This is a genomic window from Pseudomonas sp. P7759, from assembly GCF_013386445.1.
Classification (GTDB): domain Bacteria; phylum Pseudomonadota; class Gammaproteobacteria; order Pseudomonadales; family Pseudomonadaceae; genus Aquipseudomonas; species Aquipseudomonas azotoformans_A.
Map to the genome: position 1 here is coordinate 1 of NZ_JACART010000066.1, position 24470 is coordinate 24470.

Here is a 24470-nt window from a genome sequence, read left to right on the forward strand (position 1 = left end):
AGCCCGCTCCCACATAAAGCAGATCTCATGCAACTTTGAAAAACAATAAAAGGTGCAGCCATGCCCGCAATCCGAATTGGCATCAACCCGATCTCCTGGAGCAACGACGACCTGCCGGCCCTGGGTGGTGAAACGCCTTTGAGCACCGCCCTGAGCGAAGGCAGGGAAATCGGCTACGAAGGTTTTGAACTCAACGGCAAATTCCCCAAGGACGCCAAGGGCGTCGGCGATGTGTTGCGCCCCTATGACCTGGCGCTGGTTTCCGGCTGGTACTCCAGCCGCCTGGCCCGGCGCTCGGTGGCCGAAGAAATCGAGGCCATCGCCGGGCATGTCGAGTTGCTCAAGCAAAACGGCGCCAAGGTATTGGTTTACGGCGAGGTGGCCGATTCGATCCAGGGCTCGCGCATCCGCCTGATCGAACGTCCGCGCTTTCACAGCGAACAGGCCTGGCAGGACTACGCCGACAAACTCACTGAACTGGCGCGCTTCACCCTGTCCCAGGGCGTGCGCCTGGCGTACCACCACCACATGGGCGCTTATGTTGAATCCCCGGAAGACATCGACCAACTGATGCGCCGCACCGGTCCTGAAGTCGGCCTGCTGTTCGATTCGGGCCACTGCTACATGGGCGGCGGTGAGCCTATCGAGGTGCTGCGCAAACACATCGACCGCATCTGCCATGTGCATTTCAAGGACGTGCGCAAGCCTGTGGTGCAACTGGCGCGCAACCAGATGTGGAGTTTTCCCGACTGCATCGTCAACGGCACCTTCACCGTGCCCGGTGATGGCGACATCGACTTTGCGCAATTGCTTGATGTACTGCTGGCCGCGCATTACGAGGGCTGGCTGGTGGTGGAAGCCGAGCAGGATCCGGCGGTGGCACCCAGCTATATCTATGCGAAAAAAGGCTACGACACCCTGCGTGCGCTTCTCAACGAGAGGACTTGAGTGATGAGCTTGTTGGTCAAAAGCAGTAAGCGCGGCCAGACCATGGTCGCCCTCGAAGCCGGGCGCCTGGAGTACGTGGGTTTTTGCGCCTACCGCCTGAGCCTGGGGGAAACCCTGCCGGTCAGTGCCGGTGATAAAGAACTGTGCCTGGTGCTGCTCAGCGGCCGGGTGAACATCGAAGGCGAAGGCTTCAATTGGCAGAACCTGGGTGATCGCCAATCGGTGTTCGAAGACAAGTCGCCGTTCGCCGCCTACCTGCCGCCGGGCACCGATGCCCAGGTCACCGCGTTGAGCGACGTACAGATTGCCGTGTGCGCCGCGCCGGGCGCAGAGGGCTACGAACCTCGGCTGATCCGCCCCGAAAACTGCAAGCGCAGCGTACGCGGCAAGGGCGCCAACACCCGCTACGTGTGCGACATCCTGCCCGACAGCGAGCCGGCCCATTCGCTGCTGGTGGTGGAAGTGCGCACGCCGTCCGGGCATTCGTCGAGTTACCCGCCGCACAAGCACGACACCGACGACCTGCCGCACCAGAGCTTCCTGGAAGAAACCTACTACCACCAGATCAACCCGCCCCAGGGCTTCGTGTTCCAGCGCGTCTACACCGACGACCGCAGCATCGACCAGGCCATGGCCGTGGAAAACAGCGACCTGGTGGTGGTGCCCAAGGGTTACCACCCGGTCAGCGTGCCCTATGGCTACGAGTCCTATTACCTGAACGTGATGGCCGGCCCCAAGCGTGCCTGGCATTTCCACAACGACCCGCAGCACAGCTGGCTGCTGGACCTCTAATCAGCGGTTTGGACGGAGAACAACAATAAATGAAGTCGCCTCTACGTTTCGCCCTTAACCGCATGGTCGCTCCCCACCTGTCCCTTCCGGATTTCATCCAGTTGGCCGCAACGCTCAAGTGCGATGCCATCGAGATCCGCAATGACCTGGCCGACAAGCAGATCGAGTTCGGCACCCCGGCCAGCCGCGTGCGTGAACTGTGCGCGGTGCAGGGCATCACCGTGCTGTCGATCAACGCGCTGTACCCCTTTGATGTGTGGAACGACGAACGCCGGGCCCAGGCGATCAAACTGGCGACCTACGCCCGTGAATGCGGGGCCCAGGGCCTGGTGATGTGCCCGCTCAATGAGCCGGGCGACACGCGCAACGAAGCCCAGCGTGCCGCCGGTTTGCGCACGGCCTTGAGCGAGTTGGCGCCGATCCTGCGGGACTACGGGATTCTCGGCTTTATCGAGCCCCTGGGTTTTGAGGAATGTGCCCTGCGACGCAAGCGTGTGGCGGTGGAGGCGATCAAATCCATCGGCGGCCTGGATGTGTTCCGCCTGGTGCACGACACCTTCCATCATCACCTGGCCAGCGAACACGAGTTCTTCCCGGAGTTGACCGGGCTGGTGCATATCTCCGGTGTGGACGATAGCGAGGCGCCGCTGAATTCGATTCGCGACGGCCACCGCGTGCTGGTGGGCGAGGGCGACATCCTGGGCAACGCCGCACAGATCGACACCTTGCTCAGCACCGGCTACAGCGGCTACCTGTCGTTCGAACCGTTTGCCGAGAGCGTGCATGCATTGGCGGATATCCAGCAGGCGTTGGGGGCAAGCATCGCCCACCTGCAGAAACGATAAGGGGCGCGAGATGACCACAACAAGACTGACCATGGCCCAGGCCCTGGTGAAGTTCCTGGATAACCAATACATCGAAGTCGACGGCGTGCAGAGCAAGTTCGTCGCCGGGGTGTTCACGATTTTCGGCCACGGCAACGTGCTGGGCCTGGGGCAGGCCCTGGAGCAGGATGCCGGCGACCTGGTGGTGCACCAAGGCCGCAACGAGCAGGGCATGGCCCATGCCGCCATCGGTTTCGCCAAGCAGCACCTGCGCCGCAAGATCTACGCGTGTACGGCCTCCGTCGGCCCAGGCGCCGCCAATATGCTCACCGCCGCCGCGACCGCCACGGCCAACCGCATCCCGTTGTTGCTGCTGCCCGGCGATGTCTACGCCAGCCGCCAGCCTGACCCGGTGCTGCAACAGATCGAGCAGTTCCACGACTTGAGCATCAGCACCAACGATGCCTTCCGTTCGGTGAGCAAATATTGGGACCGCATCAGCCGCCCCGAGCAGTTGATGACCGCCGCCATCCACGCCATGCGCGTGCTGACCGACCCGGCCGAGACCGGCGCGGTGACCCTGGCATTGCCCCAGGACGTGCAGGCCGAGGCCTGGGATTATCCGGATTATTTCCTGCAGAAACGCGTGCACCGCATCGACCGTCGTCCGGCGACCGCCTCGATGATCAGTGATGCATTGGCGGCGTTCCGCGGCAAGCGCAAGCCGCTGATCATCTGCGGTGGCGGTGTGAAGTACTCCGGCGCCAATGCCGCGCTGCAAGCCTTTGCCGAACGCTTTGAGATTCCCTTCGCGGAAACCCAGGCGGGCAAGAGCGCCGTGGTGTCCAGCCATCCGCTGAATGTCGGCGGGATTGGTGAAACCGGCTGCCTGGCGGCAAACCTGCTGGCGCCCGAGGCTGACCTGATCATTGGCATCGGCACGCGCTATACCGACTTCACCACCTCGTCCAAATCGCTGTTCAAGCATGCCGACGTCAAGTTTCTCAACCTCAACATCAGCCCGTGTGACGCCCTGAAGCTGGACGGCGTGCAGGTGTTGGCCGACGCCCAAGTCGCCCTGGAAGCACTGGCGGATGCCCTGGGCGATTACCGTTCCGGCTGGGGCGGGCAGATCAGCGAGGCCAAGGCGCAGTTGGACGCCGAAGTGGACCGTGTGCATCAGGTCGAATATGCCGGTGACGATTTTGTGCCTGAGGTCGACGACCATCTGGACCGCGCGGTGCTGCGTGAATTTATCGAGTTGACCGGCTCGTGCCTGACCCAAAGCCGCGTGCTGGGCGTGCTGAATGAAACCCTGGCCGACGACGCCATCATCGTCGCCGCCGCCGGCAGCCTGCCCGGTGATTTGCAACGCGCCTGGCGCAGCAAGGGCGTGAACACCTACCACGTCGAGTACGGCTATTCGTGCATGGGCTATGAGATCAACGCCGCCCTTGGCGTGAAACTCGCCGAGCCGAGCAAAGAGGTCTATGCCTTGGTCGGTGACGGCTCCTACATGATGCTGCACTCGGAGCTGGCCACCTCGATCCAGGAGCGGCGCAAGATCAACGTGGTGCTGCTCGACAACATGGCCTTCGGCTGCATCAACAACCTGCAGATCGGCAACGGCATGGACAGCTTTGGCACCGAGTTCCGCTACCGCAACCCTGAGAGCGGCAAGCTCGACGGTGGCTTGGTGCCGGTGGACTTCGCCATGAGCGCAGCGGCCTATGGCTGCAAGACCTACAAGGTCAGCAGCGTGGAACAGTTGCAAGCCGCGCTGGCCGATGCGCGTACGCAAACGGTGTCCACGTTGATCGATATCAAGGTGCTGCCCAAAACCATGATCCACGGCTACCTGTCGTGGTGGCGGGTGGGCGTGGCGCAGGTCTCCACCAGCGAACGCACGAATGCCGCCGCAAAAAAACTCAATGAACACCTGGCGAAGGCCCGGCAGTACTAATAAAAAGAGGAGTGTTTGTATGTCTTTGAAGCTCGGTGTCATCGGTACAGGCGCTATCGGCCGGGACCATATCCGTCGTTGCAGCCAGATCTTGCTCAACAGCCAGGTGGTGGCGGTGACCGACATCAACCTGGAGCAGGCCGCCAAGGTGGTGGCTGACTTGAACATCAGCGCCGAGGTGTACGCCGACGGTCATGCGCTGATCAATTCCCCGGAAGTTGAAGCGGTACTTGTCACCTCCTGGGGGCCGAGCCACGAAGAGTTCGTGCTCGCCGCCATCGCCGCCGGCAAACCGGTGTTCTGCGAAAAACCCCTGGCGGTCACCGCCGAAGGCTGCCGCAAGATCGTCGATGCCGAGGTGGCGTTCGGCAAGCGCCTGGTGCAAGTCGGCTTCATGCGCCCGTACGACGAAGGCTATCGTGCCCTCAAAGCCGTGATCGACAGCGGCCAGATCGGCGAGCCGCTGATGCTGCACTGCGCGCACCGCAACCCGACGGTGGGCGAGAACTACAAGACCGACATGGCGATCACCGACACGCTGATCCACGAACTGGATGTATTGCGCTGGCTGCTCAACGATGACTACGTGTCGGTACAAGTGGTGTTCCCGCGTAAATCCAGCAAGGCGTTGGCCCATCTGCGCGACCCGCAGATCGTGCTGCTGGAAACCGCCAAGGGCACGCGCATTGATGTGGAAGTGTTCGTGAACTGCCAGTACGGCTATGACATCCAGTGCGAAGTGGTGGGGGAGACCGGCATCGCCAAGCTGCCGGAGCCGTCACAAGTGCAACTGCGCAGTGGCGCGAAGCTGTCCAACGCGATCCTGATGGATTGGAAGGACCGGTTTATCGGCGCCTATGACGTGGAGTTGCAGGCGTTTATCGACAGTGTACGTGCCGGCCAGGTCGGCGGGCCCTCGGCCTGGGATGGCTTTGCCGCGGCGGTGGCGGCGGATGCGTGCATCGAGGCGCAGAACAGTGAGCAGATTGTGAAGGTGAGCCTGCCGGATCGTCCGCACTTCTACGGCTGATCACCATCGCACAGGTGGAATGCAATCAGTGTGGAAGCGGGCTTGCTCGCGAAAGCGGCATGTCAGACAAAAATCTTCATCTGACACACCGCTTTCGCGAGCAAGCCCGCTCCCACAGTTGAATTGGGTTTCCACTTCAATTGAGGAGTGTATGTATGCGAATTGGACTGGTCGGCTACGGCCACGGAGGGCGCTTCTTTCATGCGCCGCTGATTGCAACACTGCCCGGCGCCACGTTTGTTGGCGTGGTAACACGCTCACCCGAGCGCCGACAGCAATTGAACACGGACCTTCCCGGTGTAAAGGCTTTCGACTCCATCGGCCAGATCGTCGAGGCCGGCGTCGACGCCCTGGTCATCTCCACCACCCTCAAAGGCCGACCGGCCCTGGTGCTGGAGGCCATCGAACACGGTGTCACCGTGGTCAGCGACAAACCCTTCGCCGCCAACGCCGAACAGGCCCAGGCGCTGATCACCGCCGCCGAGCGCCAGGGCACGCTGCTCAGCGTCTACCAGAACCGGCGTTGGGATTCGGACTACCTGACCCTGCGCAAGCTCATCGATGCCGGCGCCCTGGGCAAGATCACCCGCTTTGAATCCCGCGTGGAACGCTACAGCCCGCAGGCCGTGGGCAACGCCAGCGGTGGCGGCTGGCTGCGCGACCTGGGCAGCCATTTGGTCGACCAGGCGTTGCAACTATTCGGCCCAGTGGATCGGGTGTTTGCCCAGCTGCATTACACCGCCGAACACCCCACGGTGGATCACGGTTTCTTTGTCTCCCTGACCCATGCCAACGGCGTGATCTCCCATCTGTGGGGCAACGCCTTGCAAAACAGCCAGGCACCGCGTTTTCGCGTCAGTGGCAGCGCAGGCTGTTACACCGTCGAAGGCCTGGACGGTCAGGAAGAGGCGCTAATGGCCGGCAAGTCGCCGAAAACCGAAGGCGAGCATTGGGGCGCCGAAGAGCATCGACGCTGGGGCTGGTTCGAACAAGGCGCTGAGCGTGAGCGAGTCCCCTCGGAAAAGGGCTGCTGGACACAGTTCTATCGGCAGTTGCAATTGGCGGTACAAGGGCAGGGGCCGTTGCCGGTGGACGCCTATGACGCCCTGGAAACCACCCGTATATTGGACGCCGCACGGCTCAGCGCCGAGCGCCAGCAGGTGGTTTCAACAAAAATAGAATAAAATTCTAAAACAGGTTGATATGGAAATTATTTTCCAATAAAGTCTTTTCTAGGTTGCATAAAGTACGTTTGGACTCGATCCGGGCGACTCAACAAAAACAAGATCAAAAACAACCAGGTACCGTCAGATGAAAATCTTCAACGCTGTACTGCGAGTTTTACGCCCTGCCAAAGCGCCACGCGGTCTGCCCCGCGCCCGGCCGTTCTACTTCTCCTTCCTTAATGTGCTGTGCGTCGAAAACAAAGGCGCGCTGGTGTGCTGCATTCCCGGTGCACCCGTCGTCCGGCTGCCTGCCGAGCTCTGATAAACGCAACGTCCAAAAAACCAACAAGAAAGTGGAGACAGACCGTTCATGAAGACCCCGATCCGTTTTACCGCCCTGGCCTTGTCCATGCTGCTCGCCAGCGGTGTTGCCTCGGCTGCCGACCTGAAGATAGGCGTAAGCATGTCCGCCTTCGATGACACCTTCCTGACCTACCTGCGCGAAGACATGGACAAGCAGGCCAAGTCCTATCCCAAGGGCGATGGCGTGCAATTGCAGTTCGAAGACGCCCGTGCCGACGTGGTCAAGCAACTGAGCCAGGTCGAGAACTTTATCAGTCAGAAAGTCGACGCGATCATCGTCAACCCGGTAGACACCGCGTCGACGGCCAACATCATCAAGGCCGCCACCGCAGCAAAAATCCCGCTGGTGTTTGTCAACCGTCGTCCTGACAGCCCGACATTGGCCCCAGGCGTCGCGGCAGTGACGTCCGACGACGTCGAGGCCGGCAAGCTGCAGATGCAGTACATCGCTGAAAAACTCGGCGGCAAAGGTAACATCGTGATCCTGCTCGGCGACCTGGCAAACAACTCCACCACCAACCGTACCAAGGGCGTGAAGGAAGTCCTGACTAAATACCCCGGTATCAAGATTGAACAGGAGCAGACCGGCATCTGGCTGCGTGACAAGGGCATGACCCTGGTCAACGACTGGCTGACCCAGGGCCGTGAGTTCAACGCGGTGTTGGCCAACAACGATGAAATGGCCATCGGCGCGTCCATGGCCCTGAAGTCTGCGGGGAAGAAGGGCGTATTGATCGCCGGTGTCGATGGCACGCCGGATGGCCTGAACGCGATCACCAAGGGTGACATGACCGTGTCGGCCTTCCAGGACGCCAAGGGTCAGGCCGACAAGTCGGTCGAGACGGCGCGCAAGATGGCCAAGAACGAGCCTATCGAGCAGAACGTGGTGATCCCGTTCCAGCTGATCACCCCGGACAACGTCAAAGACTTCAAATAGTCCCTACATAACAACAATAAGCCGGCAGGGCGGTCGTGCCCGCCCTGCCGATGGAGTACCTCCCTATGCTCGCTCAAGCGACTGTCTCGCAGCCTCCCGGTATCCAGCCCCAGCCGCTGGAAGAACCCTACCTGCTGGAAATCGTCAATATCAGCAAAGGCTTTCCCGGCGTCGTGGCCCTGGCCGACGTGCAATTACGGGTGCGCCCCGGCACCGTGCTGGCGCTGATGGGCGAGAACGGTGCGGGCAAGTCGACGCTGATGAAAATCATCGCCGGCATCTACCAGCCCGACGCCGGGGAAATCCGCCTGCGTGGCAAGCCGATCGTGTTTGAAACACCCCTGGCGGCCCAGAAGGCCGGGATCGCGATGATCCACCAGGAACTCAACCTGATGCCGCACATGAGCATCGCCGAGAACATCTGGATCGGCCGCGAGCAGCTCAACAGCCTGCACATGGTCAACCACCGCGAAATGCACCGCTGCACTGCCCAATTGCTGGCGCGCCTGCGCATCAACCTGGACCCCGAGGAACACGTGGGCAACCTGAGCATCGCCGAGCGGCAGATGGTCGAGATTGCCAAGGCGGTGTCCTACGACTCCGACATCCTGATCATGGATGAGCCGACATCGGCCATTACCGAGAAGGAAGTGGCCCACCTGTTTTCGATCATTGCCGACCTCAAGTCCCAGGGCAAAGGCATCGTCTACATCACCCACAAAATGAACGAAGTGTTCGCCATCGCCGATGAAGTGGCGGTGTTCCGCGACGGCCACTACATCGGCCTGCAGCGCGCCGACAGCATGAACAGCGACAGCCTGATCTCGATGATGGTCGGCCGTGAACTGAGCCAGTTGTTCCCGGTGCGCGAGACGCCCATCGGCGACCTGTTGCTGACGGTGCGCGACCTGACACTGGACGGCGTGTTCAAGGACGTATCGTTCGACCTGCACGCAGGCGAAATCCTCGGTATCGCCGGCCTGATGGGCTCGGGCCGCACCAACGTGGCAGAAACCATTTTTGGCATCACCCCCAGCAGCAGCGGCCAGATCACCCTGGATGGCAAGGCGGTGCGCATTACCGACCCGCACATGGCCATCGAAAAAGGCTTTGCGCTGTTGACCGAGGATCGCAAGCTCAGTGGCCTGTTCCCGTGCCTGTCGGTCCTGGAAAACATGGAAATGGCCGTATTGCCGCACTACACCGGCAACGGCTTTATCCAGCAAAAAGCCCTGCGTGCGCTGTGCGAAGACATGTGCAAGAAGCTGCGGGTAAAAACCCCGTCCCTCGAGCAGTGCATCGACACCTTGTCCGGCGGTAATCAGCAGAAGGCCTTGCTGGCGCGCTGGCTGATGACCAACCCGCGCCTGCTGATCCTCGATGAACCCACCCGTGGCATTGACGTGGGCGCCAAGGCCGAGATCTACCGATTGATTTCATTCCTCGCCAGCGAAGGCATGGCCGTGATCATGATTTCCTCCGAATTGCCCGAAGTGCTGGGCATGAGCGACCGGGTCATGGTGATGCACGAAGGCGAATTGATGGGCACCCTGGACCGCAGCGATGCGACCCAGGAAAAAGTCATGCAGTTGGCCTCCGGGATGACGGCAGTCCACTGACGTACAGAATAAGAAGGTGATTGGCTATGAACGCAATAACGGACAACAAACCTGCGACGGTGCCCACTAAAAGTCGTCGACGCATGCCCACCGAGCTGAGCATCTTCCTGGTGCTGATCGGCATCGGCCTGGTCTTCGAGCTGTTCGGCTGGATCGTGCGGGACCAGAGTTTCCTGATGAACTCCCAGCGCCTGGTGCTGATGATCCTGCAAGTGTCGATCATCGGCCTGCTGGCGATCGGTGTGACCCAGGTCATCATCACCACGGGGATTGATCTGTCCTCCGGCTCGGTGCTGGCGCTGTCGGCGATGATCGCCGCGAGTCTGGCCCAGACTTCCGACTTTTCCCGTGCGGTGTTCCCGAGCCTGACCGACTTGCCGGTATGGATCCCGGTGGCGATGGGGCTGGGCGTGGGGCTGCTGGCGGGGGCGATCAACGGCAGCATCATTGCCGTTACCGGCATCCCGCCGTTCATTGCGACCCTGGGCATGATGGTCTCGGCCCGTGGCCTGGCGCGTTACTACACCGAAGGCCAGCCGGTGAGCATGCTCTCGGACTCCTACACGGCCATCGGCCATGGCGCGATGCCGGTGATCATCTTCCTGGTGGTAGCGGTGATCTTCCATATCGCCCTGCGTTACACCAAGTACGGCAAGTACACCTACGCCATCGGCGGCAACATGCAGGCGGCGCGTACCTCGGGCATCAACGTCAAACGCCACTTGATCATCGTGTACAGCATCGCCGGACTCTTGGCTGGCCTGGCGGGTGTGGTGGCCTCGGCACGTGCCGCCACCGGCCAGGCCGGCATGGGCATGTCCTATGAGCTGGATGCGATTGCTGCGGCGGTGATCGGCGGCACCAGCCTGGCGGGCGGAGTAGGGCGCATCACCGGCACTGTGATCGGCGCGCTGATCCTTGGGGTGATGGCCAGTGGGTTTACCTTCGTCGGTGTGGACGCGTATATCCAGGACATCATCAAGGGCCTGATCATTGTGGTGGCGGTGGTGATCGACCAGTACCGCAACAAGCGCAAACTCAAACGCTGAGGCCTACACACACCAATTCGTGGGAGGGGCAAGCCCCTTCCACGTCAAGGCGCCAGCGGCAAGAACCGTCGATTGGCCAGTTCCCGGCTGATTTCCCCTCGATGCACATCCACCACGCCCTGTGGGCTTTGCGCCTTGTTTAGCAGTGCGTAGTAGCTTTCGGTGCGCTGCGCCCTGGTTTTAAGATGGGCCACGCTGTACTCGGCCTTGGGTGTATCGGCTTTGGCGTAATGAAAGTGCGCGTACCACAGCGGGAAACCACGTTTGTCGTTGACGGCATATTCCTGGATAAAATCGCGCCGATCCCCGCGCAACGCCACCCGTGGACCAAGGCTGGCCAGTTGGATTTTGTCCTGTTCGAGCAGGTACGTTACATGACTGTCGGTGGGCGCCAGGTCCAGTGAGCGCTGGATGCGCAGCTCGCGGCCTTTGGCGATCAACGTGGCGGATGCACTACGCAGTTCGGCTGCCAGGTCGCGGTCGGCCGCGACCTTCAGATCCAAGGGCTGGGCCTCGATAGCCCGCTCCAGTTCGCCTGCCAGCTCGGCGAAACGTGCCGCCTCGGCCTCTAGGCTCTCCTGTATTTCAATCGGGAATCTGGACAGCTTGGCGTAACCCTCCTGGCGTTGGATGATCGGTTGCAACTCCCTGGCACGTTTGCGCGCTTCACCCTTCACCACATTCAGGGCACGCGTGGCCGGCATCGTAGGCTGAGCAAGGGCGCGGCCTTGTTCGCGCACTTCGTCCCAGCCGTCTTCGTGCTGAGAGTAGGTGGCCAACAGCTGGTCGGCCTGTTCGGAACGCACTTCCACCACTTCGACAGGCAAGGTGCTGCCGGCGGGTTTGACGTCGCCGATCAGGAAGCCTTGCCGGCGCGTCTTGATCACTCTTTTCTGTGGCTTGCCGGCGGTAGCCAGCGCACGTTTGGGCGGCCGGGCCGGTGCTCCGGTTAGCGGTTTGACCTCGGCCGCGAGTTGTTGCACCACGTCGTGGTACAGCGACGTGACGAGGGCTTGCAAAGGCAGGAAGTGCGTATTGTCCAGCACGTCGGCATGGACGAGTGCCACGCCTTGCAGTGCGTCCACCGCCTGGCCGTATTGCACGAGCAGGCTGTCGAGTACCTCCATACGGTCGGAAGGACTGAGGTTATGCAGGTTCAGGTCGCTGTGGGTGCGCAGGTGCGGGCCCAACGGATCCAGGACGAGGTCCAGCTCATTGGTAAACAAGCCGGTGCGCCAGTTCTTTCGGCTCAGGTATTTGAGGTTTTGCAATTGAAGGTATTTAAGGGAAAGCGCGCTGAGTTCATCGGGGCGGTTAAGCGTCAGGCGGCTGAACCCTTCGAGCCCGGATTGGCCGAGGTTATACAGCTCCTGCAGGTAACGGTCCTTGAGTTCCAGGGCCTGGATCTGGCGCTCGTTGATTTGACTCATGTCTTTGAGAAACTGCGCATAACGCGGCTGGTTGAGGAGAATCGACGGCAGCGCCTGTTCATAGGATGCGCTCAGGTCAGGGTTTTCGGCGTACAGGGCCTGGCGGTCCATGTCGCCCACCACCACCGATTTACGCGCGTTGTTCACGCTGTTCTCCAGAAACACCGCCTGTACGTTGACGGGCATCGGGATCCCTAGTTCGCTGCGCTCCTTGCGACTGCCGAGGAGCTCCCCGTAGGCGTTTATCTGTTCGTGCAACGCTTTGTCGAAGTTTTTGCGAGTGTTGGCGCGAGCTGCATCGTTGTATTTGGGGTCGCTGCCAGCACGGTTCATCAGTTGTTGCGCGGTGTCGACCTTGGTCTGCAAGGCGTGCTGTTGACCGCCGATAAAGCTCGCCTGTGCCTCAATCAGCTGCTGTTTGCGCTGTGCGTTACGTTCACGTGCAGCGGCAATCCGCTTGGGTGGCATGCCGCCGCGCAGGCGCAGGCGCAGGTCGAGTGACCAGTTGCCCAGGCCATCCGATTGCAGGTACGGGCCGTGGCGTTGAGTGTTGAACGGGTCGACGATCACTATGCCGTCAGCTTCCAGGCGTACCTGATACCAACCGGTGTCGATCAGCGCATACCAATCGCGCAGATGGTAATACAGGCCTTTATGTGAGCCATGGGTCACAGGGGCAGGCAATACCTCGGGTTTTGGGGCTTGGAGCTTGCTCAGGCGTTGCTGTTGGTCGGCAGTCAGCCGCTGGCGTGCGCTGGCGAAGCTGAAGTCGAGCGCGCTGTTGATCAGCCCTGGGCTGCCGCCGCCGAGCATGACGGCGCCGTGGTTGAAGGTCGCGGCCGGGTAGGGCGGCCACTGTTCCACGACGCGTCGCTGGAACGGCGAGCGCATGGCCTGCCACTTGAGATCGTCCGACAAGAGCCGTTTGGGGCTTACCGGTGTCGGGGCCAGCTCCAACATCAGCATGCCGACGTTCAGCAGCAGGTCGGCCCAAGCCAGTTCCCGTGTTACCGGGTCCTGGCTGTTGAGCGCAGGGATATCCCGATTGGCGCTGCCCAGCAAGCTCAGCAGCCAACCGCTGAGCATGAGCGGCCCACGTGCCAGCGGCAGCAGGAGTGTGTTGAACAGCAGCCCGGCACCCTCAAGGAAAACCCGCCACCGGCTTTCAGCGTTAGAAATGGATTCACGCTCAGCCTGATCGACCAGTGCCCTTGCATTGGCTCCATAGAGGGACTGCATCAACTGGCCGTTGGCCTGGAACTGCAACAGCTCAGAGCTGGCGCCATTCTCGGCGAGGGCCACAGGCGCCGGTATTTCCGGCCGTTCAAACTCATCGCCAGCACCAAACCTGACGTAATGGGGCTGCTGGAACCCGCCGTTGGCATAAATCGGCCGTGCACCCTCGCTGAGCCAGGTCAGCACGCTGGTTTGCAGCTCGCCAGGCGCAGCGATTGCTTGCAGTAACTGCGCGCGGCTGGCGAATTGCAGCAACGCGTCGGAATACAGTGGGCGGTATAAAATGTGTGGGCCGGCCTGGCCGCTCTCCGGTTCGATGATGTACATATCGGCGACCGTATCAGCGGCTGCCTCGGGTTTGTGTACCAAGGCCAATTGCCGAATGACGATGGCTTGGCCGTCTGTAGGACGCTCGCCTTCTTGGCTGCCTACCAGCGCTGCAACGTAAGTGGCGCCCTGCGGCGTGAAACCGTTTACCCGCTTGAGGCTGGATTCCAGCGCAAGCAGGGGCAGTTGTGCGATGGCTTGCTCGGCAAAGCGCTGCTCTCGTCGACGCGTTTCGTCGCTGTCGCCCAGGAGCTTGGCCTTGAGCAGCTCAGGGTAAGTCTTGCCAATGTTGACCTGTTGAATCAGGCCAGCGTGACCCAGGATGTAGTCGGCCGTGAGCCACACGGGCAAAGGTTGCCCGTTTTGATGGGCAACCGTGAGTTGCCCACGAGGCTGGCTTTGCAGATTGTTGATCGCCAGGTCCGTCAAGTTCATGTGAACGTTTTCGACGTAACCGGCGCCACCTGGATAGCCGGCAGCAACATGAAAAGTGAGCTGCAGATCTTCAGGTTGAAACTGTGCGGCCTGGGACTGTTCCGGGCGGACCTTGCCCAGGCGTATTTCATCCTGCTTCAGTTGGTTAAGCAGGGCCGTTTGAGTGAAGGTGCGGATATCCGGCAGGTCGCTGAGGAAGGTCAGGCCTTCACTGCGTTTTTTCGCGCTCGCCAGTTTCAAGCTGTAGTGCCGATAGTGCATGCGTTCAGCGGGTGTGGCTTGGCTCAGCCATTGCGGCAGGTCGTGGCGCAGGGACACCAGCGTTTGGGAGGTGTACAGCGCTGTGTTGGCAAGGCTCATGACGGGGTCGGTAATCTGCCGGTACACCGCGCGCAAGGCGACAAGCCCGAACGGGGTACCCAGTTTCAGGTTGTGCAGTTGCTGCAACTGATGGTTGAGGATGATCCCTGACTGCGCATCAAATAAATGACCGTCCGTTTCAAAGCGCTGGGTGGTGATGCGTTCTATCACCGTATCCTGCCCCTGCCGATGGGCCCAGTATTGCAGGGCTGAATCCATGGTGTCGTACCGCTCGTAACCGCCTGCCAGCGGACACCATAGGATGTGGGATTTGCCATTGATCACGGGTATCAGAATCAAATCTGGCCCTATCAATTGTTGTGCTTCCTTGCCCGCTGTGAAGTTCACCAGCGGATGATAGGCATGCACAGCAGCATCACCGTAACGGGTGATGCGCTGGTCAAGGTCGGGGTAGTTGATCAGTTGGTCGAGCATTTCGCGCTCTTGTGGCATGAGGTCATTCTCCTGGATGACCATCATGTGCAGGGTGTCCCTCACTACATCGCTAAGCCAGTGCCAGCGCGACATACCGCTATCAGCGGCTTCATTCCAATAAGCGGCGAGGCTGTTTTGCAAGGCGATGGGCAGGGTCCGGGGCAGTGCCTCGATCAGCGCCTGGATGGCGTGCATGTCCAGTGGCCCTGCATCTGCAAGCGTCAGGGCAATGGGCGGTTGGTCACTGAGCTGGCAACTGCGCCCATGACGATCACTGAAGTCCAGTGCCGTACCGTTGGCAAGGAAGTCGAGTACTAATGGCATGAGCCGTTGCCGGCTCCAGCCACCGCGAGAGGTCGGGATGAGCAGTTGGGTAACGCTCAGGTCGATGGCTAAAGACGGGAAGCGCTGAGCTATCTCGGTGGCCAGCAGTTGTCGAGCAACGGCGTCCAGCGTCGGGCGCGAGGCGAATTGGGTGTTGATGGCGCCGGTGAGCGGTTCGCCGGCAAGTGATGAAGTGAGGGGCATAGCGGGTCCTTTTCGTCGTGATAACGCGTAAGGGGCCTTAGCTAATACGCTCTCACTCCTTGCTGGGTGCTATGTATTGCTGGGTATTGAATCAACCATTCGTCTTGCATATAGCTCCACAACACTGAATTTCTTGCTATAAACGCACTCCGATGACCATTCGCCGAGCCCGTCCTGGTGCTTTTGGGGGTTATCTCGGAAAAATTGCCTGTCTTTTCAGTTGCTGCGCCCTCAAGTCGGCCTTAGACTGCCGCCCCTCGTAAATTGAGTGCCGGGTGGCGCTTGAAATGGATGGCGCCCTTCCGAGACCTGCAGAGGCCTTCCGGAACGCTCCCTTATTCGCCTTAATGCACGTATTTTTTATAGAGAAATCAATGACAAAGGAAAAGTTGCTGGCCATGCCGGCGGATGACTACATGAATGCCGAACAGCACGCTTTTTTCGAGCAGTTGCTGCAAGACATGAAAGTGGAACACCACGAGCGCATTGAGCAGAACCGTATCGCCATTGAAAGCCTGGATACCCCGGCTGACCCGGCTGACGCTGCTTCCGTTGAAGAAGAGCGCACCTGGCTGGTCAACGCCATTGACCGCGACCAGCGCATGCTGCCGCAGCTGGAGCGTGCACTGGAGCGCATCAAGGAAGATTCCTTCGGCTGGTGCGATGACAGCGGCGAGCCTATCGGTCTCAAGCGCCTGCTGATCAGCCCCACCACCAAGTACTGCATCGAAGCGCAAGAGCGCCACGAGCAGATCGACAAGCATCAGCGCCAAGCCTGATGCGGTGAAGCGGGGGACCGTCCAGCGGTTCCCCGGAAATGACCCGTTACACCCCGTCTATTGATCTGCTGCAAGCCACCCCACTAAAGGCCCATGGATAATGGCCCGATAGTGGCGTTTAATGCAGCGACAATAATGACAAGCAGTGGGGTAACGAAGATGGCTGGAGACGGATCTCTGATGGGCGCAGCAGTGTCACCGCAAACGGTGGCGCGCGGGCTGCCCGGCTGGCTGACGCCCCTGTTGCAGAGCACCGCCCTGGTGTTGGTCCTGCTTGGGTTGGCGCTCGCCAGCCTGCCGCTCTACCTTTGCCTGCCACTGGCTCTGCTGGTGATCTGGCTGCCTCGATTGAAAAGTCGCACATCTGTTATCGCATCTTCCGATGCCGTCGATGCCATCGGCGAATTGACACGCGACCTGTCCTACACCACCAGTCATAACGCATTGTCCGCCGCCGGTGTGGCCTATTCGGTCAAGCAACTGGCGGCGCGCGTGCAATCGCAGCTGGGCGCGGCCAAGCAGATTGTCAGCAGTGCCGAGGTGATGATCGGCACTGAAAAGGTCACCTCCCAACTCAGCCGCGAAGCGCTTGGTGCCGCCAGCCAGGCCCATCAACGCAGCACCGAAGGCCGTGAAGTGCTGGCCCAGTCGATCACCCGCATGCACCAGCTCAGCCAGCGTGCGAATGCCAGCCGTGAACTGATCGAAGCCTTGAGCCTGCGCAGCGAAGAAATCCAGCGGGTGACCCTGGTGATTCAGTCCATTGCCAGCCAGACCAATCTGCTGGCACTCAACGCGGCCATCGAAGCGGCGCGGGCCGGTGAGCATGGGCGCGGGTTTGCGGTAGTTGCGGATGAAGTGCGTGGGTTGGCGGGGCGTACGGCCACGGCCACCGATGAAGTCGGGGTGATGGTCGCAGATATCCAGCAACGCACCGCCCAGGTGGTGGAGCAGATTCGCCAGCTCTCGGCGGACCTGCATACCGGTGTCGAGCAGGTGGAGCATGCCGGCGAGCAGTTGCAAAGCATTGCCAGCCTGGCGGCCGATGTGGAAGGCCAGGTCAATGAGATCGCCCAGGGCACCGACACCAATCGCACTCAGCTGGACAGCCTGTTTCACGCGGTGGAACAGATGCGCAGTGACCTGGCCGTCAGCGACCAGCAAACCCGCCAGTTGGCCGACGCTGCCGTGCAGATGGAAGGCCAGGCCGAAACCATCAGCGAGCGCCTGGCGGAAGTCGGGCTGGATGACTATCACCAGCGCATCTACGACCTGGCGCGCGAGGGGGCGAGCCGGATTGCTGCGCAATTCGAAGCCGACGTGCAACAGAACCGCATCAGCCTGGATGACCTGTTCGACCGCAGCTACACACCGATCGCCAACACCCGCCCGAGCAAGTACCACACCCGGTTCGACGGCTACACCGACCAGGTGTTGCCGGCAATCCAAGAAGCGCTGCTGCCACGCCATGAAGGCCTGGTCTTTGCCATTGCCTGTACGCCGCAGGGCTATGTGCCGACGCATAACAAGGCGTTTTCCCATGCGCTGACCGGCGATGCGCAGGTGGATGCGGTGCAGAACCGCACCAAACGCAAATTCGAAGACCGCACCGGGATCCGTTGTGGCAGCCACCAGCAGGCGGTTTTGCTGCAAACCTATACCCGCGACACCGGAGAGCTGATGCATGACTTGTCGGTGCCGATCATGGTCAAGGGCCGGCATTGGGGCGGCTTGCGCCTGGGCTATAAACCCGAGGCAGTAAAGGGCGGGCGCTAGGGATTGTTGCCGTTTATGCAATGGAGCTATTCCGGGGATAGCTTTTTCCAACTGGAAGAAAACCGTAGCATGGCCAACATTGTTAGCCAGCTAACTAATGCTGCGGAGAAGCTTCATGCAAAACAAAGTCGATGTTGCCGTGATGATAGGCAGTGGCGTACCCCCAACCCTGCGTGCACTGGGCCAGAAGGCATGCTGGGTGGTGTTGCTCAACGGTGAGCAGCGCGGTACGGCGTTCGCCAGTCGCGATGAGGCGGAGGAGTGCAGGGCTGCCTGGCAGGCGCTGTTGCGCCTGGAACAGTCGGACAGCCTGCATTGAGACGGATTTATTGCGATTGATGCAGACGTTGATTCAGCTCATCCACGGGAATCGCCCATTCAGCATCCTCGCGCAGCTCCTCTTTCAGAAAGGCCGCTTGTTGTTCAGACCAGAACGGTGCATCGATCAGCTTTACGTCTTCCGGCAAAGGGTGCGCGACGATAAACGCGTCGATGGCGTCCGGGGTTGAGTCCAGGCCCAATTGTTCGAAGAGGGTTTCGAGGGTAGGGATTGGCGCGTCCATATCGTTCTCCATGCAGGGGGTGGTTATGCATGGGAGGGTCGTGGCGCAGCAGAGTTCTATCGGATTGTCAGGAATTCAACGCCCCGGCATCCACAGCAGCTTTCAAGGCCTTGGCGGATTCCTTGGCTGCAATGGCAGCAGCGTCAACGGTTTTGAACCAACGGTCTTTTTCCACCTGGTGTGTAGTCACAGTGGTCAGCGGAGGCTTGGCCCGCATGATGATCACTGCTTGGAACTCACCGTCTACTTCCCTTGCGTCGCCATGGATGAAAAATTCGCCGATATCAAATTCCGTCACGTAGAGCCTTCCCTTGGAGATAACTGCACTGGAGAAACCTGGCCCGCAGGGCACAAACTTCAGCGGACGGGCCAGTATGGCAGTTGTTGCGGGTCGGCGGCGCAGTTAAGTTATCGCGCGGACGAAACGACTGCTCCGTGAGGGGCTTGCAGCTGGGCTTCAAGTGTCTTGGCCAGTTCACACGCCTTGACATGGCCGCTGCGAAAGCCTTTTATTCGACCACTGAGCACTTCACGAATATGAAAGAAATTCTTGCCGGCAGGTACGACTTGGTAAAGAACCGAATCCGAGTACCCGTCGAAGCCGCCCAAGCGGTAGTATTGAGCCTCGGCCTGACGTGATGAATGGGTGTGCGAAGACATTGCATTGTAGGTTGATCGTTGCATGGCCTGCTCCTTTCGATCGATCTGGTTGACTTGATTGCAACGTTTTGGGTGGTTTTAATCGGTACTGCTGTTTTAGTATTGTCGTCGACGACCAGCGCCCGGTTCCATGACAGCGTGTTTATTTGTGTTTGCGTGTCGGAAAACTGCATTTTTAATTGGGTTATTTTCTGAAGTGGGTCGGCCCGTATTCTCGGGCCATTGAACCTGTGATCTCCTGTGCTGCCAGATGACCTTGCACAAGGTCCATCGCGTACGTCTGTACTAGTCTTATGGTGTGACAGCGGGTTCTTCTTCAGTTTTTTTCAAAGAATGAGTGATGTGATCGTGCCGTAATGGCCGTTTTTTTGTGCTGCCCGCTCTGGCGGACGGCGCTCTTTTCGATGTGGGGGCGTTTCCTTGGCAGTCAGTAATCTGGATATGCACGCGTTGTTCGTGCTGGGTGATTTGCGCGCAAAGTTGGTAAAGCAGTTTCAATCCCGTTTTGTTTACATCACTGAGCAGACGCCGGAAGGCATCTACATCGCCGAAATCGATACCGAGGCGGCATTGGTTGTGGATGACAAGCCGCGCCTGGAACTCAAGGTCGGCGATCACTTTCGCGCAGCGGTATTACCCAGCCGTGAAGGTGGCAAGTTCGAGCTGAAGTTTCGCGACATCAAGTTGACCGTCTATGGCCTGGGCGACTACGCCTTTGTGTCCTCGGCCGAAGGCCAGGGCATCGTGTTCAAGGAAGGCCACAGTGTGATGCTGGTGTTTGCCGCCAACGAGCAGTTGCAGGAAGGCCTGACCAAGACCCTGAAGGCCGTGACCGGCAAGGCCGCCAAATGGCGCAAGGGCGAACTGGTAACCTTCAAGGCCAGCGAATAAGCATCAAATTCCTCGAACACCCCTTATCTCCCGGAACCTCTACTACAGTTGAGTTGACTTAACTATTCAGAGGCTTCGCGCATACGTAGCAAAGCCGTCCGCTGTCTGCTGCGTTATCGCGAGGTGCAAGGGCATGAAAGGATTGAGAACACTGCTGGCTGCCTCCCTGACGACCTTGAGTCTGTCAGTGGCCCCTCTGCCGGTTTCGGCCGCCGAGGCCCCGATACACTTTGCCGATTTGAACTGGGAAAGCGGCAGCCTGATTACCGAAGTACTGCGGGTGATCGTCGAGAAGGGCTACGACTTGCCCACCGATACCTTGCCGGGCACCACCATCACCCTGGAGACCGCCCTGGCGAAGAACGACATCCAGGTGATCGGCGAAGAATGGGCCGGCCGCAGTCCGGTGTGGGTCAAGGCCGAAGCCGAAGGCAAAGTGGTTGGGTTGGGCGATACGGTCAAAGGCGCGACTGAAGGCTGGTGGGTGCCGGAATACGTGGTCAAGGGTGACCCCGCCAAAGGCATCAAGCCTTTGGCGCCGGAGCTCAAGAGCGTGAAGGACCTGGCGCGTTACAAAGATGTGTTCAAGGACCCGGAATCCCCCGGCAAGGGGCGCTTTCTCAACAGTCCCATCGGCTGGACCTCGGAAGTGGTCAACAAACAGAAGCTCAAGGCCTATGGGTTGGACGACAGCTATGTGAACTTCCGCAGTGGCTCGGGCGCGGCACTGGATGCCGAGATCGCCTCATCAATCCGCCGGGGCAAACCGGTGCTGTTCTACTACTGGTCGCCAACCCCGCTGATGGGGCGCTACAAGTTGATCCAACTGGAAGAGCCGCCCTTTGATGCCGAGGCGTGGAAGACGCTGACGGATGCGGATAATCCTGATCCGAAGCCCACGCGCTCGTTGGCGTCCAAGTTGAGTATCGGGGTGTCGACGCCGTTCCAGAAGGAGCATCCGCAGATTGCGCAGTTCTTCGAGAAGGTTGAGTTTCCGATTGAGCCGCTGAACAAAGCCTTGGCAACCATGAGTGAAAATCATACGGCGCCACGGGACGTGGCCCAGGCGTTTTTAAAGGAACACCCAGAAGTTTGGAAGGCCTGGTTGACCGAGGATGTGGCGCAGAAGGTTCAGGCAAGCCTGAAATGATCCCGGATCTAACTGCCAGGTGAGGATCAAATTGTGGGAGCTGGCAAGCCAGCTCCCACATTGGCCTGTTTTTCCAAGGCTAGAACTTGGTTTGCACCGCCAGCTCAAATGTCCTCGGCGAGCCCAGGTAATACGCCGGCGACACATGCGCAAATTCGGCATACACCTCATTCGTCAAATTGCGCACCCGGCCCGTCACCGAGGTGTGCGAGTCGACCTTATAGCGCAGGAACGTGCCGAACAGCGTGTAGGCTGGCACCGTCTGGGTGTTGGCGTTATCCGCGTACACCTCGGCCACATATCGCGCATCCACGCCCCCTTGCCAATCTTCGGCAAAATCATAGGTCAGCCACAGGTTACCCACGCGCTTGGGCACGTTGGTTGGCGTATTACCTTTACGCGAGACCACCGCGCCACTGGCGATTTTCTCATTGAAGTCGTCGTACTCGGCGTCGACCCAGGCGAAGTTGCCCTCTGCTAGCAGCCTTGGCGTGATGCGCAACGAACTGGCCAACTCGATGCCTTTGGATGACTGCGCGCCGACCGGAATGCTGTTGGTCGGGTCCTGCGGGTCGGTCACGGCAAAATCCTTGCGCTCGATTTTGTACGCGGCCACGGTGGCCGAGCCACGGCCGTCCAGGTAATCGAACTTGCTGCCCACTTCCCACTGTTTGCCCGTCGAGACATCAAACACTTGCGTGGTGGTGTTCGGCTGCTCTGCGGCGGTGCTGTATTGCACATACACATTGGCCGACGGGATGAACTGGTAAGTCAGGCCGACGCGACCGGTCACCGGTTCCCAGCTGCGCTTGAAGTGGCGGGGATTGGTGGCGGTGATCGCGCGGTGGTTGGTGACGTCCAGGTCGATGGCGTCGTAACGCAGGCCCGTGAGCAGCGAAAGTTTATCGGTGAGCCCCAGGCGGTTCTCCACGAACAGCGCCTTGGTGGTGACCTCGTTGGTCTTGTCCTTGCCGAACTTTTCACGGGTTCGCGGGATGTCGTAGAAGTGTCCAGGGTTGTAGTGGTTCGGATCCACGCTGCTGTTGCCCGGCACATTCAACGGGGTGTTGGTGGTGCTGTTGACCTTGTATTCGAAACCGCCAGACCAGGTGGTCGATAGGCCCAAAAAACTGTCATCGTGGCGCAGCTCGAACTGGTTGCCGTTCTGTTCGCCCTGGTGGCGTACCTGATAGGCCGTCGAGCGGTTCACCGCGCTGTTATCGGCGTTGTATTGGTAGGTTTCCAGGTTGCGATAATCACGCTGGCTGTCCAGGTGATAGAGGGTGTTTTTCAGGGTGGTGTTGTCGTTGAGGCGGTAGTCGATGATCGAGCGCGCCCAGATCGTGCGCTGTTCATAGCGGCCGTCAGCAACGTTGTAGTTGTTGAAGCGGTTGTGCTTGTCGATCTTAAGCTCACCCACTTTGGGATTGAGCACCGGCGTACCCCAGTAAGGGCTGTCTTCATGCTCATCCTGGTATTCCAGCGCCAGGGTGTGAGACAGGTTGGGCGTGAGGTCGCTGAGCAGGGAAAACGCCAGGCTCCAGGCGTCGCGCTGGTCGCGGTCGATGTAGCTGTGATTGGTGTTGCGGCTTACATCCAGGCGCGCGTAGTGCTGCACCTCGGCGCCGGGTTCGGTCAGGGCGTGATTGAGGCCAAACGCCATGCCGGCGGTGTCATAGCTGCCATAGGTGAGCTGGCCTTCGGCGGCCTGTTCCTCGCGGGTGGCCAGCTTGGTCACGTAGTTGAGCGAACCGCCCACGGAGCCGGCGCCGTTGATCAAGGAGGAGGGGCCGCCTACCAGCTCCACCCGATCATAGATCCACGCATCCACTGGCCGGGCCAGGCCGGTGGCGATATTGATCCCGTTGAACATCTGGGTGATCTGGCTGCTGGTAAAGCCACGGTAGGAGACAAACCCGCCAAATCCTGGCGGGGCGCTGGCATTCACGCCAGGCAAGGTGTTGGCGGCATCGCGGAAGGTCTTGGCGCCGTGGCGCTCGATGTCATTGCGGTTGGCGATTGCCACCGACGCCGGGGTTTCGCGCACACTCAAGCCCAAGCGCGAAGCCATGCCGCTGGATTGATCCAGGGCCAGGCCAGGCTCGACGGTTTGTTCGCCATCAATGGTGGTCGGGGCCAACTCAAGGGCCCAGGCGCAGACAGGCAGGCAGCCGAACAGGCCCGCCAACAGGGGAAGATGTTTCATGGTTGAATCCTGAAAAACTTGGCTTGAAAACAACGCACAGCCGCCCGTACGTCCTCGCGGAAACGGTGGTCAGTGCAGATTGGAAAGCGAAGGGATCAGGCGAAAGCAGGCGGTGCGCGCGGATTAGCCGCAGGCCAGGTAAAGCGGGCAGGAATGTCGGCAGCCAGGACAATGGCCGGCGGCGGTGCATGGGGCTGTGGCAGTACTGCCACATTCAAGCTGGAACTCAGCGCCGGGCCCATGCCACCGGTGGAACACAGCGGGCAACCAAACGCCTTGGACAGCGTTGGCAGGTTCTCTTCAGTGGAGTTGGACGGCTTGGGCGCCTGGGTGCGCGGGTCTACGGTACAAAACTGACCGCCGATGCCATTGAGCTGCATCCCGACCATCTGCCCATGACCGATACTGCAGGCGAACACATTGAACAGGACGCAGCAATAGAGCATCCAGGCAATGAGCGAGCGGTCGGCACGAGCGATTTTCATGGGGCGGCACTTTACCATCAGCTGCCGACGAAATGCCTGCAAAAAATTTCCAGGCGACTATCCTCTTTCGCACCTTTTAAGGGAGAGCCAGCCATGAGCTTTGTTGTCGCACGATGGATTGTCGGCATTTTCACCTTCATCAGCATGGTGCATCTGTACTGGGCTGCCGGCGGAAAACTCGGCTTCCAGGCCGCTATCCCCCAATTGCCCGGCGAATTCGCTCGCGGGCCGAAATCGGCGTTCAAACCCTCGGCGCTGGCTACTTTTCTGGTTGCCATGGGGTTGGTGGGGATTGCATTGATGGTATGTCTGCGGGCGGGGCTGTATTTCTCGGCGGTGTCCCACGGGGCCTTGCAGTGGGGGATCAGTGCGATTGCGGTGGTGATGTTTGCCAGGGCGATTGGGGATTCGGAGTTGGTGGGGTTTTTCAAGAAGGTCAGTGGTTCGCGGTTTGCGCGGTTGGATACGTATTTTTATTCGCCGTTGTGCCTGGTGTTGGGGGTGGGGTTGTTGGTGGT

The 24470-nt window shown here is 60.1% G+C and carries 22 protein-coding genes; 16 read left to right on the forward strand and 6 right to left on the reverse strand.

The window, feature by feature from the left end; all coding sequences use genetic code 11:
- Positions 1–60 precede the first annotated feature (60 nt).
- The 10 genes from iolE (at position 61) to HX823_RS29765 (ending at position 10691) form a co-directional block, all read left to right on the forward strand.
- Positions 61–948, forward strand: a complete 888-nt coding sequence (iolE, locus tag HX823_RS29720) for a myo-inosose-2 dehydratase (protein WP_177078187.1) — start codon at positions 61–63, stop codon at positions 946–948.
- A gap of 3 nt (positions 949–951) precedes the next feature.
- Positions 952–1740, forward strand: a complete 789-nt coding sequence (gene iolB, locus HX823_RS29725) for a 5-deoxy-glucuronate isomerase (RefSeq protein ID WP_033898212.1) — start codon at positions 952–954, stop codon at positions 1738–1740.
- Between the two features lie 29 nt (positions 1741–1769).
- Positions 1770–2585: a TIM barrel protein gene (locus tag HX823_RS29730; protein WP_177078189.1), complete on the forward strand. Its 816-nt coding sequence runs from the start codon at positions 1770–1772 to the stop codon at positions 2583–2585.
- Positions 2586–2595: 10 nt separating this feature from the next.
- Positions 2596–4527, forward strand: a complete 1932-nt coding sequence (iolD, locus tag HX823_RS29735) for a 3D-(3,5/4)-trihydroxycyclohexane-1,2-dione acylhydrolase (decyclizing) (RefSeq protein WP_177078191.1) — start codon at positions 2596–2598, stop codon at positions 4525–4527.
- 19 nt (positions 4528–4546) lie between these two features.
- Positions 4547–5557 (forward strand): Gfo/Idh/MocA family protein, encoded by a 1011-nt coding sequence (locus HX823_RS29740; RefSeq protein WP_177078193.1) that lies wholly within the window; start codon positions 4547–4549, stop codon positions 5555–5557.
- Between the two features lie 155 nt (positions 5558–5712).
- Positions 5713–6741 carry a Gfo/Idh/MocA family oxidoreductase gene (locus HX823_RS29745; RefSeq protein ID WP_177078195.1) on the forward strand — a complete coding sequence of 343 codons (1029 nt, stop codon included), beginning with the start codon at positions 5713–5715 and terminating at the stop codon, positions 6739–6741.
- A gap of 127 nt (positions 6742–6868) precedes the next feature.
- Positions 6869–7045, forward strand: a complete 177-nt coding sequence (locus tag HX823_RS29750; RefSeq protein ID WP_177004141.1) for a hypothetical protein — start codon at positions 6869–6871, stop codon at positions 7043–7045.
- 48 nt (positions 7046–7093) lie between these two features.
- Positions 7094–8023: a sugar ABC transporter substrate-binding protein gene (locus HX823_RS29755; RefSeq protein WP_038848453.1), complete on the forward strand. Its 930-nt coding sequence runs from the start codon at positions 7094–7096 to the stop codon at positions 8021–8023.
- A gap of 65 nt (positions 8024–8088) precedes the next feature.
- A complete protein-coding gene (locus HX823_RS29760; protein ID WP_177078197.1) occupies positions 8089–9642 on the forward strand; it encodes a sugar ABC transporter ATP-binding protein in 1554 nt (517 codons plus the stop codon).
- 26 nt (positions 9643–9668) lie between these two features.
- Positions 9669–10691: an ABC transporter permease gene (locus tag HX823_RS29765; protein WP_016975559.1), complete on the forward strand. Its 1023-nt coding sequence runs from the start codon at positions 9669–9671 to the stop codon at positions 10689–10691.
- A 44-nt stretch (positions 10692–10735) separates the two neighbouring features.
- Here the strand turns inward: HX823_RS29765 and HX823_RS29770 are convergent, their stop codons facing one another.
- The gene (locus HX823_RS29770; protein ID WP_177078199.1) at positions 10736–15442 is read right to left on the reverse strand and encodes a hypothetical protein; all 4707 of its coding nucleotides are present in this window, start codon (positions 15440–15442) and stop codon (positions 10736–10738) included.
- Between the two features lie 374 nt (positions 15443–15816).
- On the opposite strand from HX823_RS29770, the gene HX823_RS29775 reads away from it, so the two are divergent.
- The 3 genes from HX823_RS29775 (at position 15817) to HX823_RS29785 (ending at position 18316) form a co-directional block, all read left to right on the forward strand.
- Positions 15817–16221: a TraR/DksA C4-type zinc finger protein gene (locus HX823_RS29775; protein ID WP_010564800.1), complete on the forward strand. Its 405-nt coding sequence runs from the start codon at positions 15817–15819 to the stop codon at positions 16219–16221.
- Positions 16222–16764: 543 nt separating this feature from the next.
- On the forward strand, positions 16765–17997 hold the full coding sequence (locus HX823_RS29780; RefSeq protein ID WP_371317991.1) for a methyl-accepting chemotaxis protein: 1233 nt from the start codon (positions 16765–16767) through the stop codon (positions 17995–17997).
- Between the two features lie 115 nt (positions 17998–18112).
- Complete coding sequence (locus HX823_RS29785) at positions 18113–18316, forward strand: hypothetical protein (RefSeq protein ID WP_034104418.1); 204 nt, start codon at positions 18113–18115, stop codon at positions 18314–18316.
- Positions 18317–18323: 7 nt separating this feature from the next.
- On the opposite strand, the gene HX823_RS29790 is transcribed toward HX823_RS29785, so the two are convergent.
- The 3 genes from HX823_RS29790 to HX823_RS29800 all read right to left on the reverse strand — a co-directional run bounded on the left by HX823_RS29790 (position 18324) and on the right by HX823_RS29800 (position 19244).
- Entirely contained in the window at positions 18324–18560 is a 237-nt protein-coding gene (locus HX823_RS29790) for a DUF2789 domain-containing protein (RefSeq protein ID WP_038848516.1), read from the reverse strand.
- Positions 18561–18627: 67 nt separating this feature from the next.
- Entirely contained in the window at positions 18628–18858 is a 231-nt protein-coding gene (locus tag HX823_RS29795) for a hypothetical protein (RefSeq protein ID WP_038848515.1), read from the reverse strand.
- Positions 18859–18968: 110 nt separating this feature from the next.
- Complete coding sequence (locus HX823_RS29800; protein ID WP_177078203.1) at positions 18969–19244, reverse strand: hypothetical protein; 276 nt, start codon at positions 19242–19244, stop codon at positions 18969–18971.
- A gap of 417 nt (positions 19245–19661) precedes the next feature.
- On the opposite strand from HX823_RS29800, the gene HX823_RS29805 reads away from it, so the two are divergent.
- The gene (locus HX823_RS29805) at positions 19662–20111 is read left to right on the forward strand and encodes a hypothetical protein (protein ID WP_174890956.1); all 450 of its coding nucleotides are present in this window, start codon (positions 19662–19664) and stop codon (positions 20109–20111) included.
- 133 nt (positions 20112–20244) lie between these two features.
- Positions 20245–21261 (forward strand): ABC transporter substrate-binding protein, encoded by a 1017-nt coding sequence (locus HX823_RS29810; RefSeq protein WP_038848511.1) that lies wholly within the window; start codon positions 20245–20247, stop codon positions 21259–21261.
- A 79-nt stretch (positions 21262–21340) separates the two neighbouring features.
- Here HX823_RS29810 and HX823_RS29815 read toward each other — a convergent pair whose 3' ends face one another.
- Together HX823_RS29815 and HX823_RS29820 are read right to left on the reverse strand one after the other, a co-directional pair.
- Complete coding sequence (locus tag HX823_RS29815; RefSeq protein WP_177078205.1) at positions 21341–23467, reverse strand: TonB-dependent siderophore receptor; 2127 nt, start codon at positions 23465–23467, stop codon at positions 21341–21343.
- A gap of 95 nt (positions 23468–23562) precedes the next feature.
- Entirely contained in the window at positions 23563–23952 is a 390-nt protein-coding gene (locus HX823_RS29820; protein ID WP_016975551.1) for a DUF2946 domain-containing protein, read from the reverse strand.
- 93 nt (positions 23953–24045) lie between these two features.
- Between HX823_RS29820 and HX823_RS29825 the strand changes: the two genes are divergently transcribed.
- Positions 24046–24470, forward strand: a 425-nt coding sequence (locus HX823_RS29825; RefSeq protein WP_177078207.1) for a DUF3995 domain-containing protein, incomplete at its 3' end; no start/stop codon positions are given.